The organism is Pseudomonas sp. MOIL14HWK12:I2, assembly GCF_000510745.1.
GTDB lineage: Bacteria > Pseudomonadota > Gammaproteobacteria > Pseudomonadales > Pseudomonadaceae > Chryseomonas > Chryseomonas oryzihabitans.
In genome coordinates this window covers 338,620-356,851 of the sequence record NZ_AZOA01000008.1, presented here as the reverse complement: position 1 = coordinate 356,851, position 18,232 = coordinate 338,620, and the positions used below count along the sequence as shown (strand labels likewise).

Here is an 18,232-nt window from a genome sequence, read left to right as displayed (position 1 = left end):
CTAAGACTGAAAGGGTGTTACAAACATCCTGTACCCGACGAGGTACCAAGGGTTCCGTTGTAGTGGCGTCTGTGTGGATTCACTGGAACTGTAGTCGAATGATACTCCAGGCTTGGAGTCCTTTGCAGAGGGAGCCGGTATGCTCAGTGGCAAGGTCAAATGGTTCAACAACGCCAAAGGATATGGCTTCATCGTTGCAGATAACAGTGATGAAGACCTATTCGCTCATTACTCGGCCATTCAGATGGACGGTTACCGCACACTCAAGGCGGGCCAGGCGGTCAACTTCAATATCGTTCAGGGTCCCAAGGGCCTGCACGCCGTCGAGATTCGCGCGGCCGAAGTGAGCGCACCCGCCGCAGCGCCAGTCACCAATACCCTCGATGTACGGGATACGGTCAGCTCGGAAGCCTGATCTCACGCCCCTTCGGGGGCGCCATCCCCGCCTTCGCGCCGCTGTCCCTCGCTGTGCCCCAGATCGCGTTCCGGAAACACCAGGTCCCTGACCCGGTTCTTCAGCGTTCTGGCATCGGGAAAGCCGCCATCCCGCTTGCGCTCCCAGAGCACCTCTCCGCCACAGGCGATCTCGAACACGCCACCGGTCCCCGGCAGCAGCGTCACCCCACCCAGATTGGTACCAAAGGTGCTGAGCAGCTCCTGAGCCAGCCACCCCGAGCGCAGCAGCCATTGGCACTGGGTGCAGTAGTGGATGGTGATGACAGGTTTGGCGTTCGCCACGGTACACCTCGCAAGGCCTGGGCTCCCTATAATACGCAGCCCCCGATCCCGTCCGCCATGTGGTCCGTCCTATGCGCCTGCTGCTGCCCGTAGTCTGCCTTCTGCTGTCCGCCCTGGCCTGGGGTGCGCCACCGCCCAAGGTGGGACTGGTGCTGTCCGGCGGCGCGGCCCGGGGGCTGGCGCATATCGGCGTGCTCAAGGCGCTGGAGGAACAGGGCATCCAGGTCGACGCCATCGCCGGCACCAGCATGGGCGCGGTGATCGGTGGTCTCTATGCCGCCGGCTACAGCGCCGAGGAACTGGAACGCATCGCGCTGGACATGGATTGGGGCCAGGTGCTCTCCGACCAGCCGCCACGCAAGGACGTGCCCTTCAGGCGCAAGCAGGACGACCGAGATTTCCTGGTCAAGCAGAAGCTGAGCTTTCGCGACGATGGCACCCTGGGCCTGCCGATCGGGGTGATCCAGGGCCAGAACCTGGGGATGATGCTGGAAAAGCTGTTCGTACATACCAGCGACACCCGGGATTTCAACCAGTTGGCCATCCCCTTCCGCGCCGTGGCCACGGATATCACCACCGGCGAGAAGGTGGTGTTCGACCACGGCCACCTGCCCCGGGCCATCCGCGCCAGCATGTCGATTCCGGCGGTGTTCGCCCCGGTGGAGATCGACGGCCGGCTGCTGGTGGACGGCGGCATGGTCGACAACATCCCCATCGACGTAGCGCGGGACATGGGCGCGCAGCGGGTGGTGGTGGTCGACATCGGCACCCCGCTGCTCAAACGCAAGGACCTGACCACGGTGCTGGACGTGCTCAATCAGTCCACCACCCTGATGACCCGCAACAACTCCCAGGCGCAACTGGCGACCCTGGGCAAGCAGGACCTGCTGATCCAGCCGCCGCTGGCCAGCTATACCAGCGCCGACTTCAGCGAGGTCAAGGCGCTGATCGATGCGGGCTACCGGGCGACGATGGCCATGGCCGGCGAGCTCGCGGTGCTGCGCAAGGACGCGAAGAACGAACGCACCACCGCGGTGGCGGCCGCGCGTGCGCCCAGCAGCCGCACCCCGGTCATCGACGCCATCCGCATCGAAAACGATTCCAAGGTCGAGGACGAGGTCATCCGCCACTACATTCGCCAGCGCCTGGGCGAACCCCTTAACGTGGAGCGCCTGCAGGATGACATGAGCACCCTCTATGGCCTGGACTACTTCGACCAGGTGGAATACCGCATCCGCCGGGATGGCCCCGGTGACAACGTGCTGGTGATCTACGCCCGCGGCAAGCGCAGCGGCACGGACTTCCTGCGGCTGGGCCTGAATCTGTCGGATGACCTGCGAGGCGACAGCGCCTTCAACTTCGGTGCCAGCTATCGCATCAATGGCCTCAATCGCCTGGGTGGCGAATGGCTGACGCGGGTGCAGATCGGCGATCACCAGGAGCTCTACAGCGAGTTCTACCAGCCGCTGGACGTCGGCTCACGCTATTTCATCGCCCCCTATATCGGCGGCGAGGCGCGCAACATCGAACAGCTGGAACGCAACGACCCCATCGCCGAATACCGCCGCGAACGCTATGGCTTCGGCCTGAACGTGGGTAGGCAGATCGGCAACAAGGCCGAGATACGCCTGGGCATCGGCCACGACTGGGGCAGCACCAAGGTGCACGTCGGCCCGCGAGAGACACCCGAGGAGTCCTTTACCGAAGGCTTCTACGTATTGCGCTATTCGCTGGACGATCTGGACGACGTGAACTTCCCGCGCGAGGGCCAGGACCTGGCCTTGACGCTCAAGCAATTCGATCCGAGCCTGGGCTCGGATTCGCGCTATCGTCAGCTGGATCTGCACCTGAACAAGGCGCTCAGCTACGGCTACAACACCTTCGTGCTGGGTGGCGGTCTGGGCCGCACCCTATCGACCGACAGCGACACCAATGTGGTGACCAGCAGCTTCCTGCTGGGCGGAGCCTGGCAGCTCTCGGGCTATCGGCAGGACGCCCTGTCCGGGCAGAACTACGGTCTGGCGCGGCTGATCTATTACCACCAGCTCACGCAACGCTCGCTGTTCCCACTGGACACCCCGGTGTACCTGGGTGGCAGCCTGGAGCAGGGGCGGATCTGGAACCGCGACGACGACTACGACAGCGGCAACATCAGCGCAGCCAGCCTGTTCCTCGGCCTGGATACGCCACTGGGGCCGCTCAAGTTCACCTATGGCCTGAGCGACCAGGGCGAGCACGCCTTCTACATCAACCTGGGCAACAGCTTCTGATCAGGCGATGCGGGACAGCAGGATCTCGGCCCGCTCGCGCTGACTGTCGCTGCCCTCGCTGACGATCTCCTGCAGCAACGAGGTCGCGTGCTGGACGTCGCCCTGGTCGAGACAGGCCTCGGCCTCGGCGAACCGCCGGGCGATGGTGTCGGCCATGAAGTGCTCGTCGAGACTCAGGTCCAGCTCCATGACCGCCGGCAACTCGCCCAGGCCTTCGGGGAAGTCGTCCTCGAGGCTGAGCTCCAGGGCATCGACCTGCTTCCACCCGGAATCGGCATCCAGCTCCTCGGTCAGGGCAATGGCCTCATCGAGACTGAGGTCGGCCAGATCCAGGTCATAGTGCTCTTCGGTCACCGGGGCAGGCGCCGCCGGCTCGGCGAATTGCAATTCCGCCGACCACTCGCTCGCTGGCGCGTCGAACGCCGGCAGGTCGAGGTCCAGATCATCCTCCAGCAGGGGGTCCACCGGTTCGGCGGACATCCCGGGAAACTGGGCATGCAGCACTGCCAGGCTCGCCGCCACGCCGCCCAGCGCGAGAAAGCGCTGTTCGTGCTGCCGGAACGCCTGGGCCTCGCCCAGGGTGGCCAGTACCCGGAGCAGCAGCAGCCGCAGATCCTGCCGCCGATCGTCTTCGGCGAGACCGCTTTCCAGCACTTCTCGCGCCTGGCCGTAACGGCCATAGGCGATGTAGATCTCCGCACGACCGGCATGATCGTCGACCGGCGCCGGGCTGGCGACGGTCGCCGGCCTGGCCTTGGCAGGCACCGGCTGGGTAGCGGCCAGGACGGGCTCGGGCAGGGGCTCCGCCCTGTCGAGCTGCTCGACCTCGTCCTCCACGTCGACAGCAGCCTCTTCGGCCTGCCGCCGACGCCACCAGAGCACCCCGGCCAGGGCCAGAATGGCCGCGGCGCCAGCCAGCAACAGCGAGCGCAGGGACAGCAGGCCTTCGTCGGCGCTGTCGGACGTGGAACCCACAACGGGTGCCGCCTGCGGCGCTGGCGTTGCAGGTGCCGCGGGGGTGCCTACCGGCGTCGGCGCGGCCAGGGCCACCGAACGCGCCTGCTTCAACTGCTGCTGCAGACCGTCGCGGTCCTGCTGAAGCTGTTCGATCATCGCCTCTTTCTGCGCCAGCAGCGCGTCGTAGCGCTCCTGCAGCTGGGTGAGCTGACCCTCCAGATCGCCGACCTGCCGACCCAGGTCCTGGGTCACCAGCAGCGGCTTGGTGTCCTCGGCAGGGCTTGCGGCGGGCTGCGGCGCCGTTACGGGTGGCGCCGCCCCTTCGCTTGCCGGGGCTGGGGCCGCGACGGGCGCTGGTGCGGCTGCCGAGGCCGCGGGTGCAGGTGCCAGCACCGGCGCGGCGGCGACCGGTGCCGCGGGCACCGGGGTGGGCGCCGGCGATGGGGCGGTCTTGGCCACCACGGGTTGCCGCGGCGCAGGCTCGCTGACCCCCACCGGTAGCCGCAGGCGCTGCCCGGCCTTGAGTCGCCCGGGATCGTTGTTGGCGAAGGACGCCGGATTGAGCGCGAACAGATCGGCCATGAGCTGCTCCGCCGACCGGTTCGCCATGGGCCCCAGGCGCTTGGAAATGCTCCAGAGGGTGTCCTTGGGACGCGTCTGGTAGACGCCTTCCCCGGCAGCCAGATCCGGCGAAGGTGCCAGCCCCTGGCGCGGCGCCGAAACGGCTTGTCGAGCCATCGAGCCCGTGGCGGGGGCCGCAGCGGCGGCGCGCGCGGGTGCAGCCTGGACCCGCGCCGGCGCCGTACTGGCGACGCTGGTAGGGGCGCCACCGCTGCGCGGGGGATCCACCAGCAGGGTGAATTCGCGCAGCTGCTTGCCGCCTGGCTGTTCCAGCTGGACGATGAAGCCGAGATAGGGCTCGACCAGCGAGCGGCGCGAGGTGACCTCGATGTAGCTGCCGGCCGCCGTGCGCAGGTGCGGGGTGAACACCAGGTCATCGAGGAACTGGGTGCGGTCCACGCCAGCCTGGGCGAACGCCTCGTTCGCCGCCAGGTGGATGCGGAAGTCCCCGGCATCGGCATCGCCGATATTGACCAGCTCTATCCGCGCGCGCAGGGGCTCGTTCAGAGCGGACTGCAGGGTGATGCCCCCCAGGCCGAGCGCGAACGCCGCTTGAGGAAGAGTGGTCAGCGCGGCGGCCGACAGGATGACAAAGGCAAGGGGACGGCGTTTCGCGACCATGGATACCGCTGCGTCAGGTATTCGAGTAAACCGGTGTTTTAGCGCGGTGGCTCACAAAAATCGCCTCCGCTACGCTGGAACGTAGCATCGATACCGACAGACGGCAAACCGATGGCCGCACGCGCCGAAAAGCCCACCGCGAAGGCGACTGGGCGCGATAGGCGACCCAGACGCCTCGGCCGAAGTGGGTGTTGATGGCGGGGGGCGCTACCCGCGAGGGGCAAGCCGCCAGACGGCAGTCAACCGCGCTCGAGATTGGCCAGGACGCGCTGGTGGACCTGTTGGCAGATGGCGATCTCTTCGTCGTCCAGGCCGCTGAGCAGCTCCTTGCGCAGGGCTTCGGCGATGGTCTCGATCTTCTCGATCAGCGGACCGGCCTCCTGGGTCAGCATGATGCGCTTGGCACGCCGGTCCTCGGTGACCGCCAGGCGCTTCACCAGCCCCTGCTTTTCCAGACCGTCCAGCAGCCGTGCCAGGGTCGGCCCCTCGATGCTGATGCTCTGGGCGAGCTCACGCTGGGTGGGCTGGACGCCCTTCATCCGCGCCAGGTTCAGCAATACCTGCCAACGCGCCTGAGACAGCCCCAGATGACTCAGGCGCCGGTCGAGTTCGGCGCGCCAGGCACGGGACACGTGGAAGATCTGGCGGCCAAACAGGTGTGGATCGGTAGGGGTCATTCAGGCTAAACCTTGTACTTGGATTTTCTCATTATTCTGTTTACCGGCATGGCGGGGCAACCGCCGCGCCTCGCTAGTCCGCCAATTCCGCCTGCAAGGCTGCCCGCACGCAGTACAGTGCACCCGCCGCCACCCGCCCTTCGAAGCGCGCGGCGACCTGGGCTACCGGCGGCAATTCGCCCTCATCTTCGAGGAAGGCATCCTGGATTTCCGCCAGCAGATCCTCTGGCAGGTCCAGGGCCTGCTCCAGGGCGATCTGCTGTCCGGCGATGGCCTCGGCCAATAGTGCATAGACATTCTTTTCCGAGCAATTGAGCTGGCGCGCCGCCTGCTCGGGCGTCATCCCGGCGCGTACCAGGGTCAGCACCTCGTGCCGCACGTCGGCGACCGGCGCTGGCGCGGCGTCGCCGTCATTGAGCGCGTCGAGAAAGGCCTGGCCATAGCGCTCCAGCTTGCGCGCGCCCACGCCGCTGACCCGGCTCATCTCGTCCAGCGAGCGCGGCTGGCTGCGCAGCATCTCCAGCAGGGTGGCGTCGGGGAAGATCACATAGGGCGGTACCGAGTGCTCCTCGGCCAGCTTGCGTCTCAGGGTGCGCAAGACCTCCCAGCGTTCGCGTTCGTCGGCGCGCACCAACTGGCTGGCGGCACTGGCCGAACCACTGCCACTGCTGCCCCGCCCGCGCTGGGGCTTGGGATCGCGGCGCAATTCGATGCGCACTTCGCCGCGCAGCAGGGGGCGGCAGCTTTCGGTCAGGCGCAGGCCGCCGAAGCCGTCGACATCCACCTCGGCCAGGCCACGGGCGACCAGTTGGCGGAACAGGGTGCGCCATTCGTCTTCGCCGCGGGCCTTGCCCAGGCCGAACACGGCCAGGCGCTGATGGCCGAGGCTCACGATCTTTTCGGTTTCCCGACCGAGCAGGATGTCGACCAGGTGCCCTACCCCATAGCGCTGACCGCTACGGTAGATGGCCGACAGCGCCTGGCGCGCCGGTTCGGTGGCGTCCCAGGTCTCCACGGTATCGATGCAGTTATCGCAATGGCCGCAGGGCTGGGGCAGGTGCTCGTCGAAATAGGCCAGCAGCACCTGGCGCCGGCAGCGGGTTTCCTCGCACAGCGCCAGCATGGCTTCGAGCTTGTGCCGCTCGATGCGCTTGTGGCGCTCGTCGCCCTCGGAGTTCTGCATCATCTGCCGCAGCAGCAGCACGTCCTGCAGGCCGTAGGCCATCCAGGCATCGGCCGGCAGGCCGTCACGGCCGGCACGTCCGGTTTCCTGGTAGTAGGCTTCCAGGCTCTTGGGCAGATCGAGGTGGGCGACGAAGCGCACGTTGGGCTTGTCGATGCCCATGCCGAAGGCGATGGTGGCGACCATGATCAGCCCTTCCTCGTTGAGGAAACGCTTCTGGTTGGCGGCGCGCACGTCATTGGGCAGGCCGGCGTGATAGGGCAAGGCCGGAAAACCCTGGTTGCTGAGCTGCTCGGCCACCTCCTCCACCTTCTTGCGCGACATGCAGTAGACGATGCCGGCATCGCCGCGACGCTCGGCCAGAAAGGCCAGCAACTGCTTGCGTGGCGACTCCTTGGGCACGATGCGATAGAAGATGTTGGGTCGGTCGAAGCTGGAGAGAAAGCGCTCGGCCTGTTCCAGGTGCAGGCGGCTGGCCATCTCTTCGCGGGTACGGGAATCCGCGGTGGCGGTGAGCGCCAGGCGCGGCACGCCGGGAAAGTGTTCGGCCAGCTGACCGAGCTGCATGTATTCCGGGCGGAAGTCATGGCCCCACTGGGACACGCAGTGGGCTTCGTCGATGGCGAACAGGGCGATCGGCAGGCGCTTGAGGAAATCCAGCATGCGCGGCTGGACCAGGCGCTCGGGTGCGAGATAAAGCAGCTTGATCTCGCCGCGCTCCAGCTGCGCAGCGACGGCTCTTTGCTGTTCGCCGGTCATGGTGGAGTTGAGCGCGGTCGCCGACACGCCCAGTTCCAGCAGGGTGGCGACCTGGTCGTCCATCAGCGCGATCAGCGGCGAGACCACCACGGCCACGCCGGGCCGCAGCAGGGCCGGCACCTGATAGCACAGGGACTTGCCGCCGCCCGTGGGCATCAGCACCAGCGCATCGCCACCGCTGGCCACGCGCTCGATGATCCGGGCCTGGTTGCCACGGAACGCGTCGTAGCCAAAGACGTCTTTAAGGATGCGCAGCGCAGGTTCTGACATGAAGCCTCCTCGAATGGAACGGCCATTATACGGATGCCGAGGTCGCTGCGGCGGTGCTTTTCCGTCCGCCGGCGCCGGGCCGTCAGGTTCGACGTGACCGGGGCGCTCGTCTACAATTCCGGCCGTTCTGCCCTTTCGAATCCTTTCCGAGGTAAGTAGCCGATGTCCTTCGCCGAACAATTGACCCGTCTGCGCGATTTTCTCGATGCAGACGATCTGCACGAAGAAGCGCTCGACTACGTAGCCGCCCATGGCTACCTGACCGCCCTGTCCATCTGCCCGGAAGAGGTTCCCGAACGCGAGTGGATCGACGCCCTCTTCGCCGAGCCGCCGCAGTATCGCGACGCCGCCCAGCAGGAGGAGATCGAGCGCTCCCTGGTGCAGCTCAAGGCGCATATCCTGCGCGTGCTGGGCAGTGACGAAGAGCTGGACCTGCCCTGCGACCTGGATCTCGGCCCCGAGCCGGACGACTCCGAACTGCGCGGCTGGTGCATCGGCTTCATGGAAGGCGTGTTCCTCCGCGAAGCCGTGTGGTTCGAAGACGCCGAAGACGAGGTCAGCGAGCTGCTGCTGCCGATCATGGTGGGTTCGGGTCTGTTCGACGAACAGCCGGAGTTCTCCGAGATCGCCCAGGACCGTCGCCTGGTCGCCGACATGATGGTGCAGATCCCGGAATTGCTGACCCAGCTGTTCCTGCTCTGCCATTCCCCCGAAGAAAAGCCGGCGCTGCTCAAGCCGCGTCACTGAGCGATGGACGAGGCCACCCCCAGACCCCGCCAGCGCAAGGGCTGGGTCCGCTACCTGCTGCTGGGCCTCGGCTGGCTCAGCGTGGCCCTGGGCATCATCGGCGCCTTTCTGCCCTTGCTGCCCACCACGCCCTTCCTGCTCCTGGCCGCGGCCTGCTTCATGCGCAGTTCGGAGCGCTTCTATCTGTGGCTGATCAACCACAAATGGCTGGGACCCTGGGTCAAGCCCTATCTGGAAGGCGAAGGCATCCCGCTCAAGGGCAAGGTCTACGCCATCGTCGCCATGTGGATCAGCGTGGGCTTTTCCTGCTGGCTGGTGCCCTACGTCTGGGCACGGGTAGCGGCCTTCACCAGCTGCGCGGCGGTGACGGTCTACCTGCTCCGGCAGAAGACCCGGCGCTAGCCGCGCGACCGGCATGAAAAAAGGGCGATCAGTGATGATCGCCCTTTTTTCATGGGAAACGCAGCGGCGCTCAGGCGGCTCTGGCCATGGGGGTCGGCGGTGCCTGATCGGGGACGGTGGGCTCGCCCGGCTCGCTGGGCTGGATGGGCGCCGGATCGGGCTGATCGGGTTCACCGCCAGCACGGGGCATGGCAAGGCTGGCGAATTCGTCGTGCTGGCGGATCGGGAAGCGGGACATGGGGTGACTCCTCTGCTGACTCTCTCTAGGTAGAGTGGTCCGGCACCCGGGTAATTCCCTCAGTCGCGCGGCTCTGCGCCGCCATGATTGCGTGCAAAGGTTTCCGGCCCCATGGCGGCGATCTGGCCGTCGATCAGCGCCTCGAAGGGTGCCAGCAAGGCATCGAAGCGGCGCGGCGCCTCCAGCGCATTCAACGCCGCGACCACGGCCTCCACGGTCGACAGCGCATCCGGCGCCGGGGCCTTGCGCACCCGGTAGCGCGAAGGTGCGCCAGGCGGCAGGGTAAGCCTGGGCAGGGCCGCCAGCAGCGGATTGGCGTGCAGCAGCAAGCGCGCCTTGCGCCAGGTGCCGTCGGGAATCACCAGCAGCCGTGGCGCTTTGGTCACGGCAGCAGGCGGCAACAGATCGACCGTGACCGCCTCGGGTCCGGGAAACAGCAGCCAGGCGTCATGATCGGCGAGCCAGAGCGGCAGGTCGGGAAAGGTCTCGCCAATCTCCAGCTGCGCATTGTCGAGCCCCAGGGCGGCCAGGCGCGCCGTGTTGAGCGGATGGCGCCGCTCGCTGGGATGCTGCAGCAGCAGCACCCGGGTGCGACTGGCCAGGGCAGGAATCAGCGCGCACAGGCAGAGCGACAGGGGACGCTGGCAGCGGGCGCAGGCGGGACGGGACATCAGGGCTTCCGGAGCGAATCGGGGCGGCGATCATACCGGATCGCCGCCGCCCTGCTCCGCCCTAGCGATTGAAGCGCGCGGTGAGATCGTGCAGGTAGTCGGCCATGCCTTCCAGTTCGCGACTCAGTTCCGAGCCGCGACGGGCCTGGGCCGAGCTGTGGTCGGAAAGATCGGCGATGCGGCTGATCTGGCGGTTGATGTCCTCGGACACGTGACTCTGCTCTTCCACCGCAGTGGCCATCTGCTGGCTCATTGCGGTGATGAGGCTGACCGAGGCACTGATGCCTTCCAGGGACTCGCGTACCGCTGCCGAGTGGCGTTCGCTCTGGCGCGAGGTCTCTTCGCCGCGACTGGCGGTGGCCACGGCGCGGTCGGCATTGGCCTGCAGATTGGCGATGATCTGGTGGATCTGTTCGGTGGATTCGCGGGTGCGCGAGGCCAGCGAGCGGACCTCGTCGGCCACCACGGCGAAACCGCGACCGGCTTCGCCGGCGCGGGCGGCCTCAATGGCGGCGTTGAGCGCCAGCAGGTTGGTCTGTTCGGCGATGGCGGTGATGACGTCGGCAACGCTGCCGATGCTCTGGGTCGAGTTGGCCAGCTCGCCAACGGCCTGACCGATGTCGCTGACCGCCGCGCCGAGTTCGCGCATGGAGGTCAGGCTCTCTTCGGCCTTGTCCCGCCCGGAATGCACCAGACTCTCGGCATTGGCGGCGGCCTGGGCGGTCTCCTGGACGTTCTGCGAGACCTCGTGGATGGTGGAAGTCATCTGGGTGATGGCAGCGGCGGACTGGTCGGTCTCATGGCGCTGCTGATCCAGCAATTCGGCCTCGGACTGGGCCAGTTGGGAGGATTCGCGGGCCTTCAGGCGCACGCTGTCGCCGACATCGGCCAGGCGGGTCAGGGCCGTCTGCAGTCGCGCGGCTTCGCTGTGCAGCGCCAGGTCCAGGCGGGCCGGGGCGCCGCACTGGTCGCTGTAGGTCGGGGCGACCACGGCACTGGAAAACATCTTTGGATGATCGGCGAGGATGCGCTCGATGCTGGCACGTTGGCGATACAGCTGATGGCCACTGATACCCAGCAGCGCCGCGACGATGAGGACCGCCTGAGACGTGTCATCAAGCAGGAAGTGGCCGCCGAGGATGACGCCAGTGGCTGCCACCGTCGACCAGCAGGCGGCGATGGCGCTGCCCAGGCGGCGAGTCATGGGCACGGGGGCCTTGCCGGCATTGATGCGGGCATAGAGTTCGCCGGCGCGACGGACTTCGCTGGCGCTGGGCAGCGAACGCACGGATTCGTAACCGATCACCCGGCCCTGCTCGAGGATCGGGGTGACATAGGCGCTCACCCAGTAGAAATCACCGTTCTTGCAGCGATTCTTGACGATGCCCATCCACGGCTTGCCCTCCTTGAGGGTCGCCCACATGTGGCCGAACACCGGCGGCGGCATGTCGGGATGACGCACCAGATTGTGCGGACTGCCGATCAGCTCCTCCCGGGTATAGCCACTGATGGCGATGAAGGCCTCGTTGCAGTAGGTGATGTTCCCCTGCAGGTCAGTGGTGGAGATGAGTCGTTCTTCTTCCTTGAAGGTACGGCCTTGCTGGGTGACCGGCAAATTCGTGCGCATGCGGGTGCCTTATCTAGCGGGTTATCTACTCCGTGCGACATCAACCAGTTCAATGGTGGCCAACTGCCGTCACAGGCGCCGACGGTAACCATTTGGTTATCGTCATACTAGCTATCGGCATGTTGCATCTGGGCTTTAAGGATGCGCTGAAAACTCTGGATAAGCGGCTCCTTTCCGCGCCCTCGACGGCTGATGAGGGAGAACGGCGCCTGATAGCCAAAGGTGGCCGGTTGCAGGGCCTTGAGCCGCCCCTGGTCGACCCAGGCGTGGACATAGTGCTCCGGGAGATAGCCGATATAGGCACCCGAGAGGATGAGGATCAACTGCGCTTCCATGCTTTCCACGGTGGCGGCGCTTTCCTTGAAGCCATGGCGAGCCAGCTCCGCCTGACTCCAGTAGCCGCGTCGCACCATCCGCTGGCGGGTGATCATCTCGGCCGGGATGCGCCGCTCCTGGAACAGTGGATGCCGATCGCTGCAATAGAGCCAGTGCTGCTCGCGATACAGCGGCTGGTAGACCACCCCGTTCATACGGGCGGAAAAGGCGCCCACGGCGAGATCCAGCCGTCCTTCCAGGACGCCGAGCTGCAATTCATAGGGGCTGGTCACGGCCAGGTGCAGATGCACGCCGGGATAGTCATGGGTGTAGCGGCCAATCACCTGCGCCAGCGGCAGCGCCGGTTCGCTGGACAGCGAATCCAGCACGCCGAGGTTGAGGGTGCCGCTCAGTTCGCCCCTGAGCGTGTTGGCATAGCGTTCGAAGCCCTCGATCTCGCCCAGGATGCGCAGGGTTTCCTGATGGAAGAGTTCACCCTTGCTGGTCAGGGCGAAACCGCCCCGGCCGCGATGACAGAGAGTGACGCCGAGCTGACCCTCCAGCTGGCTCATGTAGGTGCTGATGGCCGAGGTGGACAGGTTCAATTCCTGCTGCGCCGCGGCGAATCCCTGGTGGCGGACCACGCAGGCGAATAGCTTGAGCAGGCGGATGTCGTGGAGGGCATTGGCCATGGCGGACTCCGGTGGACGCAGCCCGGCAGTCTAGCCATTAGTTCAGAAATCTCTGAAGTGATTTTTTGTCCGGGCCGATTTTTCAGCCGCCATAGGCTTTGCACAATCGGGACATCACTACGACGAGGATGACCCGTGGAAAAGATCCTGCACCAGCCGCTGGGCGGCAACGAGATGCCCCGTTTCGGCGGCATCGCCAGCATGCTGCGACTGCCCCACCTCGCCTCCCCTCAAGGCCTCGATGCCGCCTTCATCGGCATCCCGCTGGACATCGGCACCTCGCTGCGCTCCGGCACCCGCTTCGGTCCGCGCCAGCTGCGCAGCGAATCGGTGATGATCCGGCCCTACAACATGGCCACCGGCGCGGCGCCCTTCGATTCCCTGAGTGTCGCCGACCTGGGCGATGTGGCCATCAATACCTTCAATCTGCTCGATACGGTGCGCCTGATCGAGGCGCATTACGACCGGGTGCTGGAGCACGACGTCATCCCCCTCACCCTGGGCGGCGATCACACCCTGACCCTGCCGATCCTGCGCGCCATGAAGAAGAAGTACGGCAAGATCGGCCTGGTGCACGTGGATGCCCACGCCGACGTCAACGAGCACATGTTCGGCGAGAAGATCGCCCATGGCACCACCTTCCGCCGGGCGGTGGAGGAAGGCCTGCTCGACTGCGACCGGGTGGTGCAGATCGGCCTGCGCGCCCAGGGCTACGCCGCCGACGATTTCGACTGGTGCCGCGAGCAGGGCTTTCGGGTGGTGCAGGCCGAGGAATGCTGGCACAGATCGCTGACGCCGCTGATGGCCGAGGTGCGCGAGCGGGTCGGGGGCGGACCGGTGTATCTGTCCTATGACATCGACAGCATCGACCCTGCCTGGGCGCCGGGGACCGGCACGCCGGAGATCGGCGGCCTGACCACCATCCAGGCACTGGAGATCATCCGCGGCTGCCGAGGACTCGAGCTGGTGGGCTGCGACCTGGTCGAGGTCTCGCCGCCCTATGACACCACCGGCAATACCGCGCTGCTCGGCGCCAACCTGCTCTACGAGATGCTCTGCGTGCTGCCGGGGGTCGCCTACCGCTGACGCTCCAAGGTGCGGCGACCCGCCATGACGGTCGCCCACCCGCTGTCTTTTCGCTGCCGAACACCGGCGGACCGCCTGGTCCGCCGACAACAAGAACGCGGGTCCGGCCTGCGTATAACCGTGTCGAGGCGTCATCCATGGACCATCATGACGGCATCACCCGTATCGAAACCTTTGGCGTCGAGCAGATTCCCGACCACGAACGCCATGCCACCCCCTTCGACCTGTTCCGCCTGATCTTTGGCGGGGCCAACACCTTCGCCACCGCCGTGCTCGGCAGCTTTCCGATCCTGTTCGGCCTGTCCTTCCAGGCCGGGGTGCTGGCCATTGCGAGCGGGGTCCTGTGTGGCGCCCTGATCCTCGCGCCCATGGGGCTGTTCGGCGCGCTCAACGGCACCAACAACGCCGTCTCCTCCGGTGCCCATTTCGGCGTCCACGGCCGTATCGTCGGCTCCTTTCTCTCGCTGCTGACCGCCATCGCCTTCTTTTCGCTGTCGGTCTGGAGTTCCGGCGATGCCCTGGTGGGCGGTGCCCAGCGCCTGGTCGGACTGCCGGAGAACGCGCTCAGCCTGGGGCTGGCCTACGGGCTGTTCGCCGTGCTGGTGCTGACGGTGTGCCTCTATGGCTTTCGCTTCATGCTGTGGGTCAACAAGATCGCCGTGGTCAGTGCCAGCCTGCTGTTCCTGCTCGGCATCCCGGCCTTCGCCGGCAGTTTCGACGCCGGTTACGCCGGCACCCTGCAAGCGGGTCAGCCGGGCTTCTGGGCAGCCTTCATCGGCGCGGCCCTGGTGGCCATGAGCAATCCGGTGTCCTTTGGCGCCTTTCTCGGCGACTGGTCGCGCTACATTCCGCGGCAGACGCCCCGCCTGCGCATCCTGCTGGCGGTGATCGCGGCCCAGGCCGCCACCCTGATCCCCTTCCTGTTCGGCCTGGCCACCGCCTCGCTGGTGGCGACCAGGGCACCCGACTACATCGCGCAAAACAACTATGTGGGCGGTCTGCTGGCCATCGCGCCCACCTGGTACTTCCTGCCGGTATGCCTGCTGGCGATCATCGGTGGCCTGTCCACCGGCACCACCGCGCTCTATGGCACCGGCCTGGATCTCTCCAGCGTGCTACCCCGGCTGCTGACCCGGGTACGGGCGACCCTGCTGATCGGGCTGGCGGCCATCGCCTTCATCTTCATCGGGCGCTTCAGCTTCAACCTGGTGCAGAGCGTCTCCACCTTTGCCGTGCTGATCGTGACCTGCACCAGCCCCTGGATGGTGATCATGATCCTCGGGCTGGTGGTCCGCCGCGGCTTCTATTGCCCGGACGATCTGCAGGTGTTCACCCGCGGCGAGCAGGGTGGCCGCTACTGGTTCCACCATGGCTGGAACTGGCGCGGCATGGGCGCCTGGATTCCCAGCGCCCTGCTCGGCCTCGCCTTCGTCAATCTGTCCGGTCAGTTCGTCGGGCCCCTGGGTGAACTGGCGGGCGGCATCGACCTGAGCCTGCCGCTGGCCCTGGGCAGCGCCGCCCTGCTCTATCTGCTGCTGCTCCTGCTGTTCCCGGAACCGGCGGCCGTCTATGGCCCGACCGGCCCGCGACGCTCCAGACGCAGTCGTGCCCGCACCTCGCTCCCGGGCATCCGCGCCGCCTGATACCTGAACCCTGTCACGGGGTCGGTGCGCCCGGCCCTGTCTAGTCCTGCAAGAGATTCCGTCATGCTCCTGGATATTTCCGTCGTTCTGGCCTACGCCCTGGCCATGCTCCTGCTCGGCTGGTACGGCATGCGCCGCGCCCGCAATCAGGAAGAATTCCTCGTCGCCGGTCGCAACCTCGGCCCGGGCTGCTACCTGGGCACCATGGCCGCCACGGTGCTGGGTGGCGCCGCCACCGTGGGCACGGTGCGCCTGGGCTACGTCCACGGGCTGTCCGGCTTCTGGCTGTGCGCCATGCTGGGTGGTGGCATCCTGGTGCTCAATCTGTTTCTCGCCAAACCCCTGCTGAAGTTGCGCATCTACACCGTGACCCAGGTGCTGGAACGGCGCTATACGCCCCTGGCCCGGCAGGCCAGCGCCGCCATCATGTTCGTCTATGCGCTGATGCTGAGCGTGGTCTCGGTGCTGGCCATGGGCACGGTGATCCAGGTGCTGTTCGAGCTGCCCTTCTGGAGCGCCATCCTGCTCGGTGGCAGCGTAGTGGTGATCTATTCCAGCATCGGCGGCATGTGGTCGTTGACGCTGACCGACATCGTCCAGTTCGTCATCAAGACCGCGGGCCTGATGTTCGTGCTGCTGCCGATCTGCCTGACCCGGGTCGGTGGCTGGGATGCCCTCGTGGCCAAGCTGCCGGCCAGCGCCTTCGCCCTGACCACCCTCGGCTACGACACCATCTTCACCTACTTCCTGATCTATTTCTTCGGCATCCTCATCGGCCAGGACATCTGGCAGCGGGTCTTCACCGCGCGCAGCGAAGGCGTGGCGCGCGTGGCGGGCAGCCTGGCCGGCGTCTATTGCGTGATCTACGGCCTGGTGGGCGCGCTGATCGGCATGTGCGCCCGGGTGCTGCTGCCGGATCTCGCCGACGCCAACAACGCCTTCGCCGCCATCGTCCGCAGCGCCCTGCCGGACGGCATCCGCGGCCTGGTGATCGCCGCTGCCCTGGCCGCCATGATGTCCACCGCCAGTGCCGGTCTGCTGGCCGCGTCCACCACCCTGACCGAAGACCTGCTGCCGCGACTGCGCGGCGGCCGGGCCTCGACCCTGGGCATGGCCCGGTTGTTCACCCTGCTCACCGGACTCGCCGTGCTCGCCATCGCGCTGCTGGTCAATGACGTCATCGGCGCCCTGACCTTGGCGTACAACCTGCTGGTAGGTGGCATCCTGGTGCCGCTGCTGGGTGCCATCCTCTGGCCGCGCGCCACCACGGCGGGTGCCTTGGCCAGCATGCTGCTGGGTTCCGGCGCGGCCATCGTCTTCATGCTCAAGGACGGCCTGGAGGCGAATACGCCGATCTATTTCAGCCTCGGCCTGAGCCTGGTCAGCTTCGTGGTGGTAAGTCTGCTCACGGCGCGCTCCCAGGTGGCGGCGCGGGCCGCCTGATCATCGGCTATATAGGCCACGCAGTGGGCAAGCGAGAAGCCAGGGACTAAGGAAACTCCGCAATACCAGGTGCTTTTTGCTTACAACGCAAATGCATCAAGCGTCATGCGACTTCAGCGCTACCGCAGGACTTTTCAGCACATGCGGAAATAACGGCACTGCTACCAAGGCACAGATAGAGCCTGCTAGCCATACCGAGGCCCAGGAGATATGACTCGTCAAGGCTGAAGCCGCGATTGGCGTGAGGAATAGCACGATAAAGACGCAGGTATTGCCCATAGCCAGGGCGGTACCTGCCCGACTGGCTCCGGCCAGAGTTGCTAGTTCGGTATAAGCAACTCCATGCCAGGCAGATACGGCAATGCCGGCCACGACCATCACACCGATGATCACCCATACAAATATTGGGGATGTGTTTAATCCGCTGGTACTGGCAACGCTCACTGTCAGGCCGAGCAGGAGAAAGGTAATGGCGCTAAGCGAAGCACAGGTCTTCAGATAGGAACGGCGATTGTTGTGCTTGTCTGTCCAACGCCCGCTCCAAATACGGCTGACAATGGCACCAGCCTGAATTGCAGCAAGTGTGGCGGAGACAACTGTGATGTCGACCTTGCCGAAGTCATGGAGAAATATTGCTGCGTAGGTAAGGGTAGCGAATTGAGGGGCACAGAGTAGACCAATCGCCAGCACGATCCTCCAGACCCCAAGATCCTGCAAAGGGCCTTTACCTGTAGAACCTGCCTCAACGCTGACGGGGCTCGTGAAATCAGGCTCAAATAGCCAGGCCCAGGCAAATAGACCTGATACTACGCATGCCGCGGCGGACACGGCGAACACTTCGAAGAATCCATGGGCATGAGCCAGCCATGGCAGGAAGACTGCGCCTAGGGCGTAGCCGCCCGGTACTGCTGTCTGGCGAATGCTCATGGCGAGGCCCCGCTCGCCTTCTTTAAACCATGCCATGATTGCGCGGCCACTCGCGCCATTGACGCTGCTGCCTAGTAGGCCTACCGCAAAGAGGCCAGCGGCTAGCAACATAGCCGTGGGCGCAAAGGCTGCCAGTAGGGCGAGCGTCAGCATGGCAATGGCCGAGCTGAACAGGCCGGCCAGCAAGACGGGACGATCCCCCCAACGGTCAGTGATAAGTCCCCACGGGATCTCGCTGACTGCAATGCCCAACCCTAGCATTCCCAACACAAGTCCAAGCTCAGTGTTGCCCAGCTGAAAGTGCTACGCATGAATACCGCCGTTGCTGGTAGCCCTCCTACAACG

General features: G+C 65.8%; 16 protein-coding genes and 1 pseudogene. 7 read left to right on the top strand and 10 right to left on the bottom strand.

Annotated elements, in window-relative coordinates; translation table 11 throughout:
• The first annotated feature begins 139 nt into the window (after nt 1-139).
• Nucleotides 140-415: a cold shock domain-containing protein CspD gene (gene cspD, locus PSK12I2_RS0106805; protein ID WP_007162297.1), complete on the top strand. Its 276-nt coding sequence runs from the start codon at nt 140-142 to the stop codon at nt 413-415.
• Between the two features lie 2 nt (nt 416-417).
• Here the strand turns inward: cspD and PSK12I2_RS0106800 are convergent, their stop codons facing one another.
• Nucleotides 418-738, bottom strand: coding sequence for a SelT/SelW/SelH family protein (locus PSK12I2_RS0106800; protein ID WP_027597793.1), 321 nt, complete (start codon nt 736-738; stop codon nt 418-420).
• 71 nt (nt 739-809) lie between these two features.
• Here PSK12I2_RS0106800 and PSK12I2_RS0106795 point away from each other — a divergent pair, with 71 nt between their 5' ends.
• The gene (locus PSK12I2_RS0106795) at nt 810-3,008 is read left to right on the top strand and encodes a patatin-like phospholipase family protein (protein WP_027597792.1); all 2,199 of its coding nucleotides are present in this window, start codon (nt 810-812) and stop codon (nt 3,006-3,008) included.
• On the opposite strand, the gene PSK12I2_RS0106790 is transcribed toward PSK12I2_RS0106795, so the two are convergent.
• The 3 genes from PSK12I2_RS0106790 to recQ form a co-directional block, all read right to left on the bottom strand.
• Entirely contained in the window at nt 3,009-5,207 is a 2,199-nt protein-coding gene (locus PSK12I2_RS0106790) for a FimV/HubP family polar landmark protein (protein ID WP_027597791.1), read from the bottom strand. It lies immediately after the preceding gene.
• Between the two features lie 239 nt (nt 5,208-5,446).
• On the bottom strand, nt 5,447-5,884 hold the full coding sequence (locus PSK12I2_RS0106785; protein ID WP_007162293.1) for a MarR family transcriptional regulator: 438 nt from the start codon (nt 5,882-5,884) through the stop codon (nt 5,447-5,449).
• Between the two features lie 73 nt (nt 5,885-5,957).
• Nucleotides 5,958-8,096, bottom strand: coding sequence for a DNA helicase RecQ (gene recQ, locus PSK12I2_RS0106780; RefSeq protein WP_027597790.1), 2,139 nt, complete (start codon nt 8,094-8,096; stop codon nt 5,958-5,960).
• Between the two features lie 162 nt (nt 8,097-8,258).
• Here recQ and PSK12I2_RS0106775 point away from each other — a divergent pair, with 162 nt between their 5' ends.
• Complete coding sequence (locus tag PSK12I2_RS0106775) at nt 8,259-8,843, top strand: YecA family protein (RefSeq protein WP_007162291.1); 585 nt, start codon at nt 8,259-8,261, stop codon at nt 8,841-8,843.
• A gap of 3 nt (nt 8,844-8,846) precedes the next feature.
• Nucleotides 8,847-9,245 (top strand): YbaN family protein, encoded by a 399-nt coding sequence (locus tag PSK12I2_RS0106770; RefSeq protein ID WP_007162290.1) that lies wholly within the window; start codon nt 8,847-8,849, stop codon nt 9,243-9,245.
• A gap of 70 nt (nt 9,246-9,315) precedes the next feature.
• Here the strand turns inward: PSK12I2_RS0106770 and PSK12I2_RS25030 are convergent, their stop codons facing one another.
• From PSK12I2_RS25030 to PSK12I2_RS0106750, 5 genes and pseudogenes are all read right to left on the bottom strand, one after another.
• Nucleotides 9,316-9,483 carry a hypothetical protein gene (locus PSK12I2_RS25030; RefSeq protein WP_007162289.1) on the bottom strand — a complete coding sequence of 56 codons (168 nt, stop codon included), beginning with the start codon at nt 9,481-9,483 and terminating at the stop codon, nt 9,316-9,318.
• A gap of 59 nt (nt 9,484-9,542) precedes the next feature.
• Nucleotides 9,543-10,154 (bottom strand): tRNA-uridine aminocarboxypropyltransferase, encoded by a 612-nt coding sequence (locus tag PSK12I2_RS0106760; RefSeq protein WP_007162288.1) that lies wholly within the window; start codon nt 10,152-10,154, stop codon nt 9,543-9,545.
• Between the two features lie 61 nt (nt 10,155-10,215).
• Nucleotides 10,216-11,358 (bottom strand): methyl-accepting chemotaxis protein, encoded by a 1,143-nt coding sequence (locus tag PSK12I2_RS0106755; RefSeq protein WP_371100364.1) that lies wholly within the window; start codon nt 11,356-11,358, stop codon nt 10,216-10,218.
• Between the two features lie 93 nt (nt 11,359-11,451).
• A pseudogene (locus PSK12I2_RS25440) lies at nt 11,452-11,781 on the bottom strand (PAS domain-containing protein); the annotation flags it as partial.
• Nucleotides 11,782-11,888: 107 nt separating this feature from the next.
• Entirely contained in the window at nt 11,889-12,788 is a 900-nt protein-coding gene (locus PSK12I2_RS0106750) for a LysR family transcriptional regulator (RefSeq protein ID WP_027597788.1), read from the bottom strand.
• A gap of 135 nt (nt 12,789-12,923) precedes the next feature.
• Here PSK12I2_RS0106750 and speB point away from each other — a divergent pair, with 135 nt between their 5' ends.
• The 3 genes from speB to PSK12I2_RS0106735 all read left to right on the top strand — a co-directional run bounded on the left by speB (nt 12,924) and on the right by PSK12I2_RS0106735 (nt 16,960).
• On the top strand, nt 12,924-13,874 hold the full coding sequence (gene speB, locus PSK12I2_RS0106745; protein ID WP_027597787.1) for an agmatinase: 951 nt from the start codon (nt 12,924-12,926) through the stop codon (nt 13,872-13,874).
• A gap of 137 nt (nt 13,875-14,011) precedes the next feature.
• The gene (locus PSK12I2_RS0106740; protein ID WP_027597786.1) at nt 14,012-15,517 is read left to right on the top strand and encodes a cytosine permease; all 1,506 of its coding nucleotides are present in this window, start codon (nt 14,012-14,014) and stop codon (nt 15,515-15,517) included.
• 63 nt (nt 15,518-15,580) lie between these two features.
• On the top strand, nt 15,581-16,960 hold the full coding sequence (locus PSK12I2_RS0106735; RefSeq protein ID WP_027597785.1) for a sodium:solute symporter: 1,380 nt from the start codon (nt 15,581-15,583) through the stop codon (nt 16,958-16,960).
• Nucleotides 16,961-17,056: 96 nt separating this feature from the next.
• Here PSK12I2_RS0106735 and PSK12I2_RS23760 read toward each other — a convergent pair whose 3' ends face one another.
• Nucleotides 17,057-18,148, bottom strand: coding sequence for an MFS transporter (locus PSK12I2_RS23760; RefSeq protein WP_256203953.1), 1,092 nt, complete (start codon nt 18,146-18,148; stop codon nt 17,057-17,059).
• Nucleotides 18,149-18,232: the final 84 nt, after the last annotated feature.

What these genes read in the sequence shown, in the direction of transcription:
- cspD (WP_007162297.1), top strand. Translation starts at nt 140, where the DNA reads ATGCTCAGTGGCAAGGTCAAATGGTTCAACAACGCCAAAGGATATGGC.
- PSK12I2_RS0106795 (WP_027597792.1), top strand. Translation starts at nt 810, where the DNA reads ATGCGCCTGCTGCTGCCCGTAGTCTGCCTTCTGCTGTCCGCCCTGGCC.
- PSK12I2_RS0106790 (WP_027597791.1), bottom strand. Translation starts at nt 5,207, where the DNA reads ATGGTCGCGAAACGCCGTCCCCTTGCCTTTGTCATCCTGTCGGCCGCC.
- PSK12I2_RS0106785 (WP_007162293.1), bottom strand. Translation starts at nt 5,884, where the DNA reads ATGACCCCTACCGATCCACACCTGTTTGGCCGCCAGATCTTCCACGTG.
- recQ (WP_027597790.1), bottom strand. Translation starts at nt 8,096, where the DNA reads ATGTCAGAACCTGCGCTGCGCATCCTTAAAGACGTCTTTGGCTACGAC.
- PSK12I2_RS0106775 (WP_007162291.1), top strand. Translation starts at nt 8,259, where the DNA reads ATGTCCTTCGCCGAACAATTGACCCGTCTGCGCGATTTTCTCGATGCA.
- PSK12I2_RS0106770 (WP_007162290.1), top strand. Translation starts at nt 8,847, where the DNA reads ATGGACGAGGCCACCCCCAGACCCCGCCAGCGCAAGGGCTGGGTCCGC.
- PSK12I2_RS25030 (WP_007162289.1), bottom strand. Translation starts at nt 9,483, where the DNA reads ATGTCCCGCTTCCCGATCCGCCAGCACGACGAATTCGCCAGCCTTGCC.
- PSK12I2_RS0106760 (WP_007162288.1), bottom strand. Translation starts at nt 10,154, where the DNA reads ATGTCCCGTCCCGCCTGCGCCCGCTGCCAGCGTCCCCTGTCGCTCTGC.
- PSK12I2_RS0106755 (WP_371100364.1), bottom strand. Translation starts at nt 11,358, where the DNA reads ATGACTCGCCGCCTGGGCAGCGCCATCGCCGCCTGCTGGTCGACGGTG.
- PSK12I2_RS0106750 (WP_027597788.1), bottom strand. Translation starts at nt 12,788, where the DNA reads ATGGCCAATGCCCTCCACGACATCCGCCTGCTCAAGCTATTCGCCTGC.
- PSK12I2_RS0106740 (WP_027597786.1), top strand. Translation starts at nt 14,012, where the DNA reads ATGGACCATCATGACGGCATCACCCGTATCGAAACCTTTGGCGTCGAG.
- PSK12I2_RS0106735 (WP_027597785.1), top strand. Translation starts at nt 15,581, where the DNA reads ATGCTCCTGGATATTTCCGTCGTTCTGGCCTACGCCCTGGCCATGCTC.
- PSK12I2_RS23760 (WP_256203953.1), bottom strand. Translation starts at nt 18,148, where the DNA reads ATGCTAGGGTTGGGCATTGCAGTCAGCGAGATCCCGTGGGGACTTATC.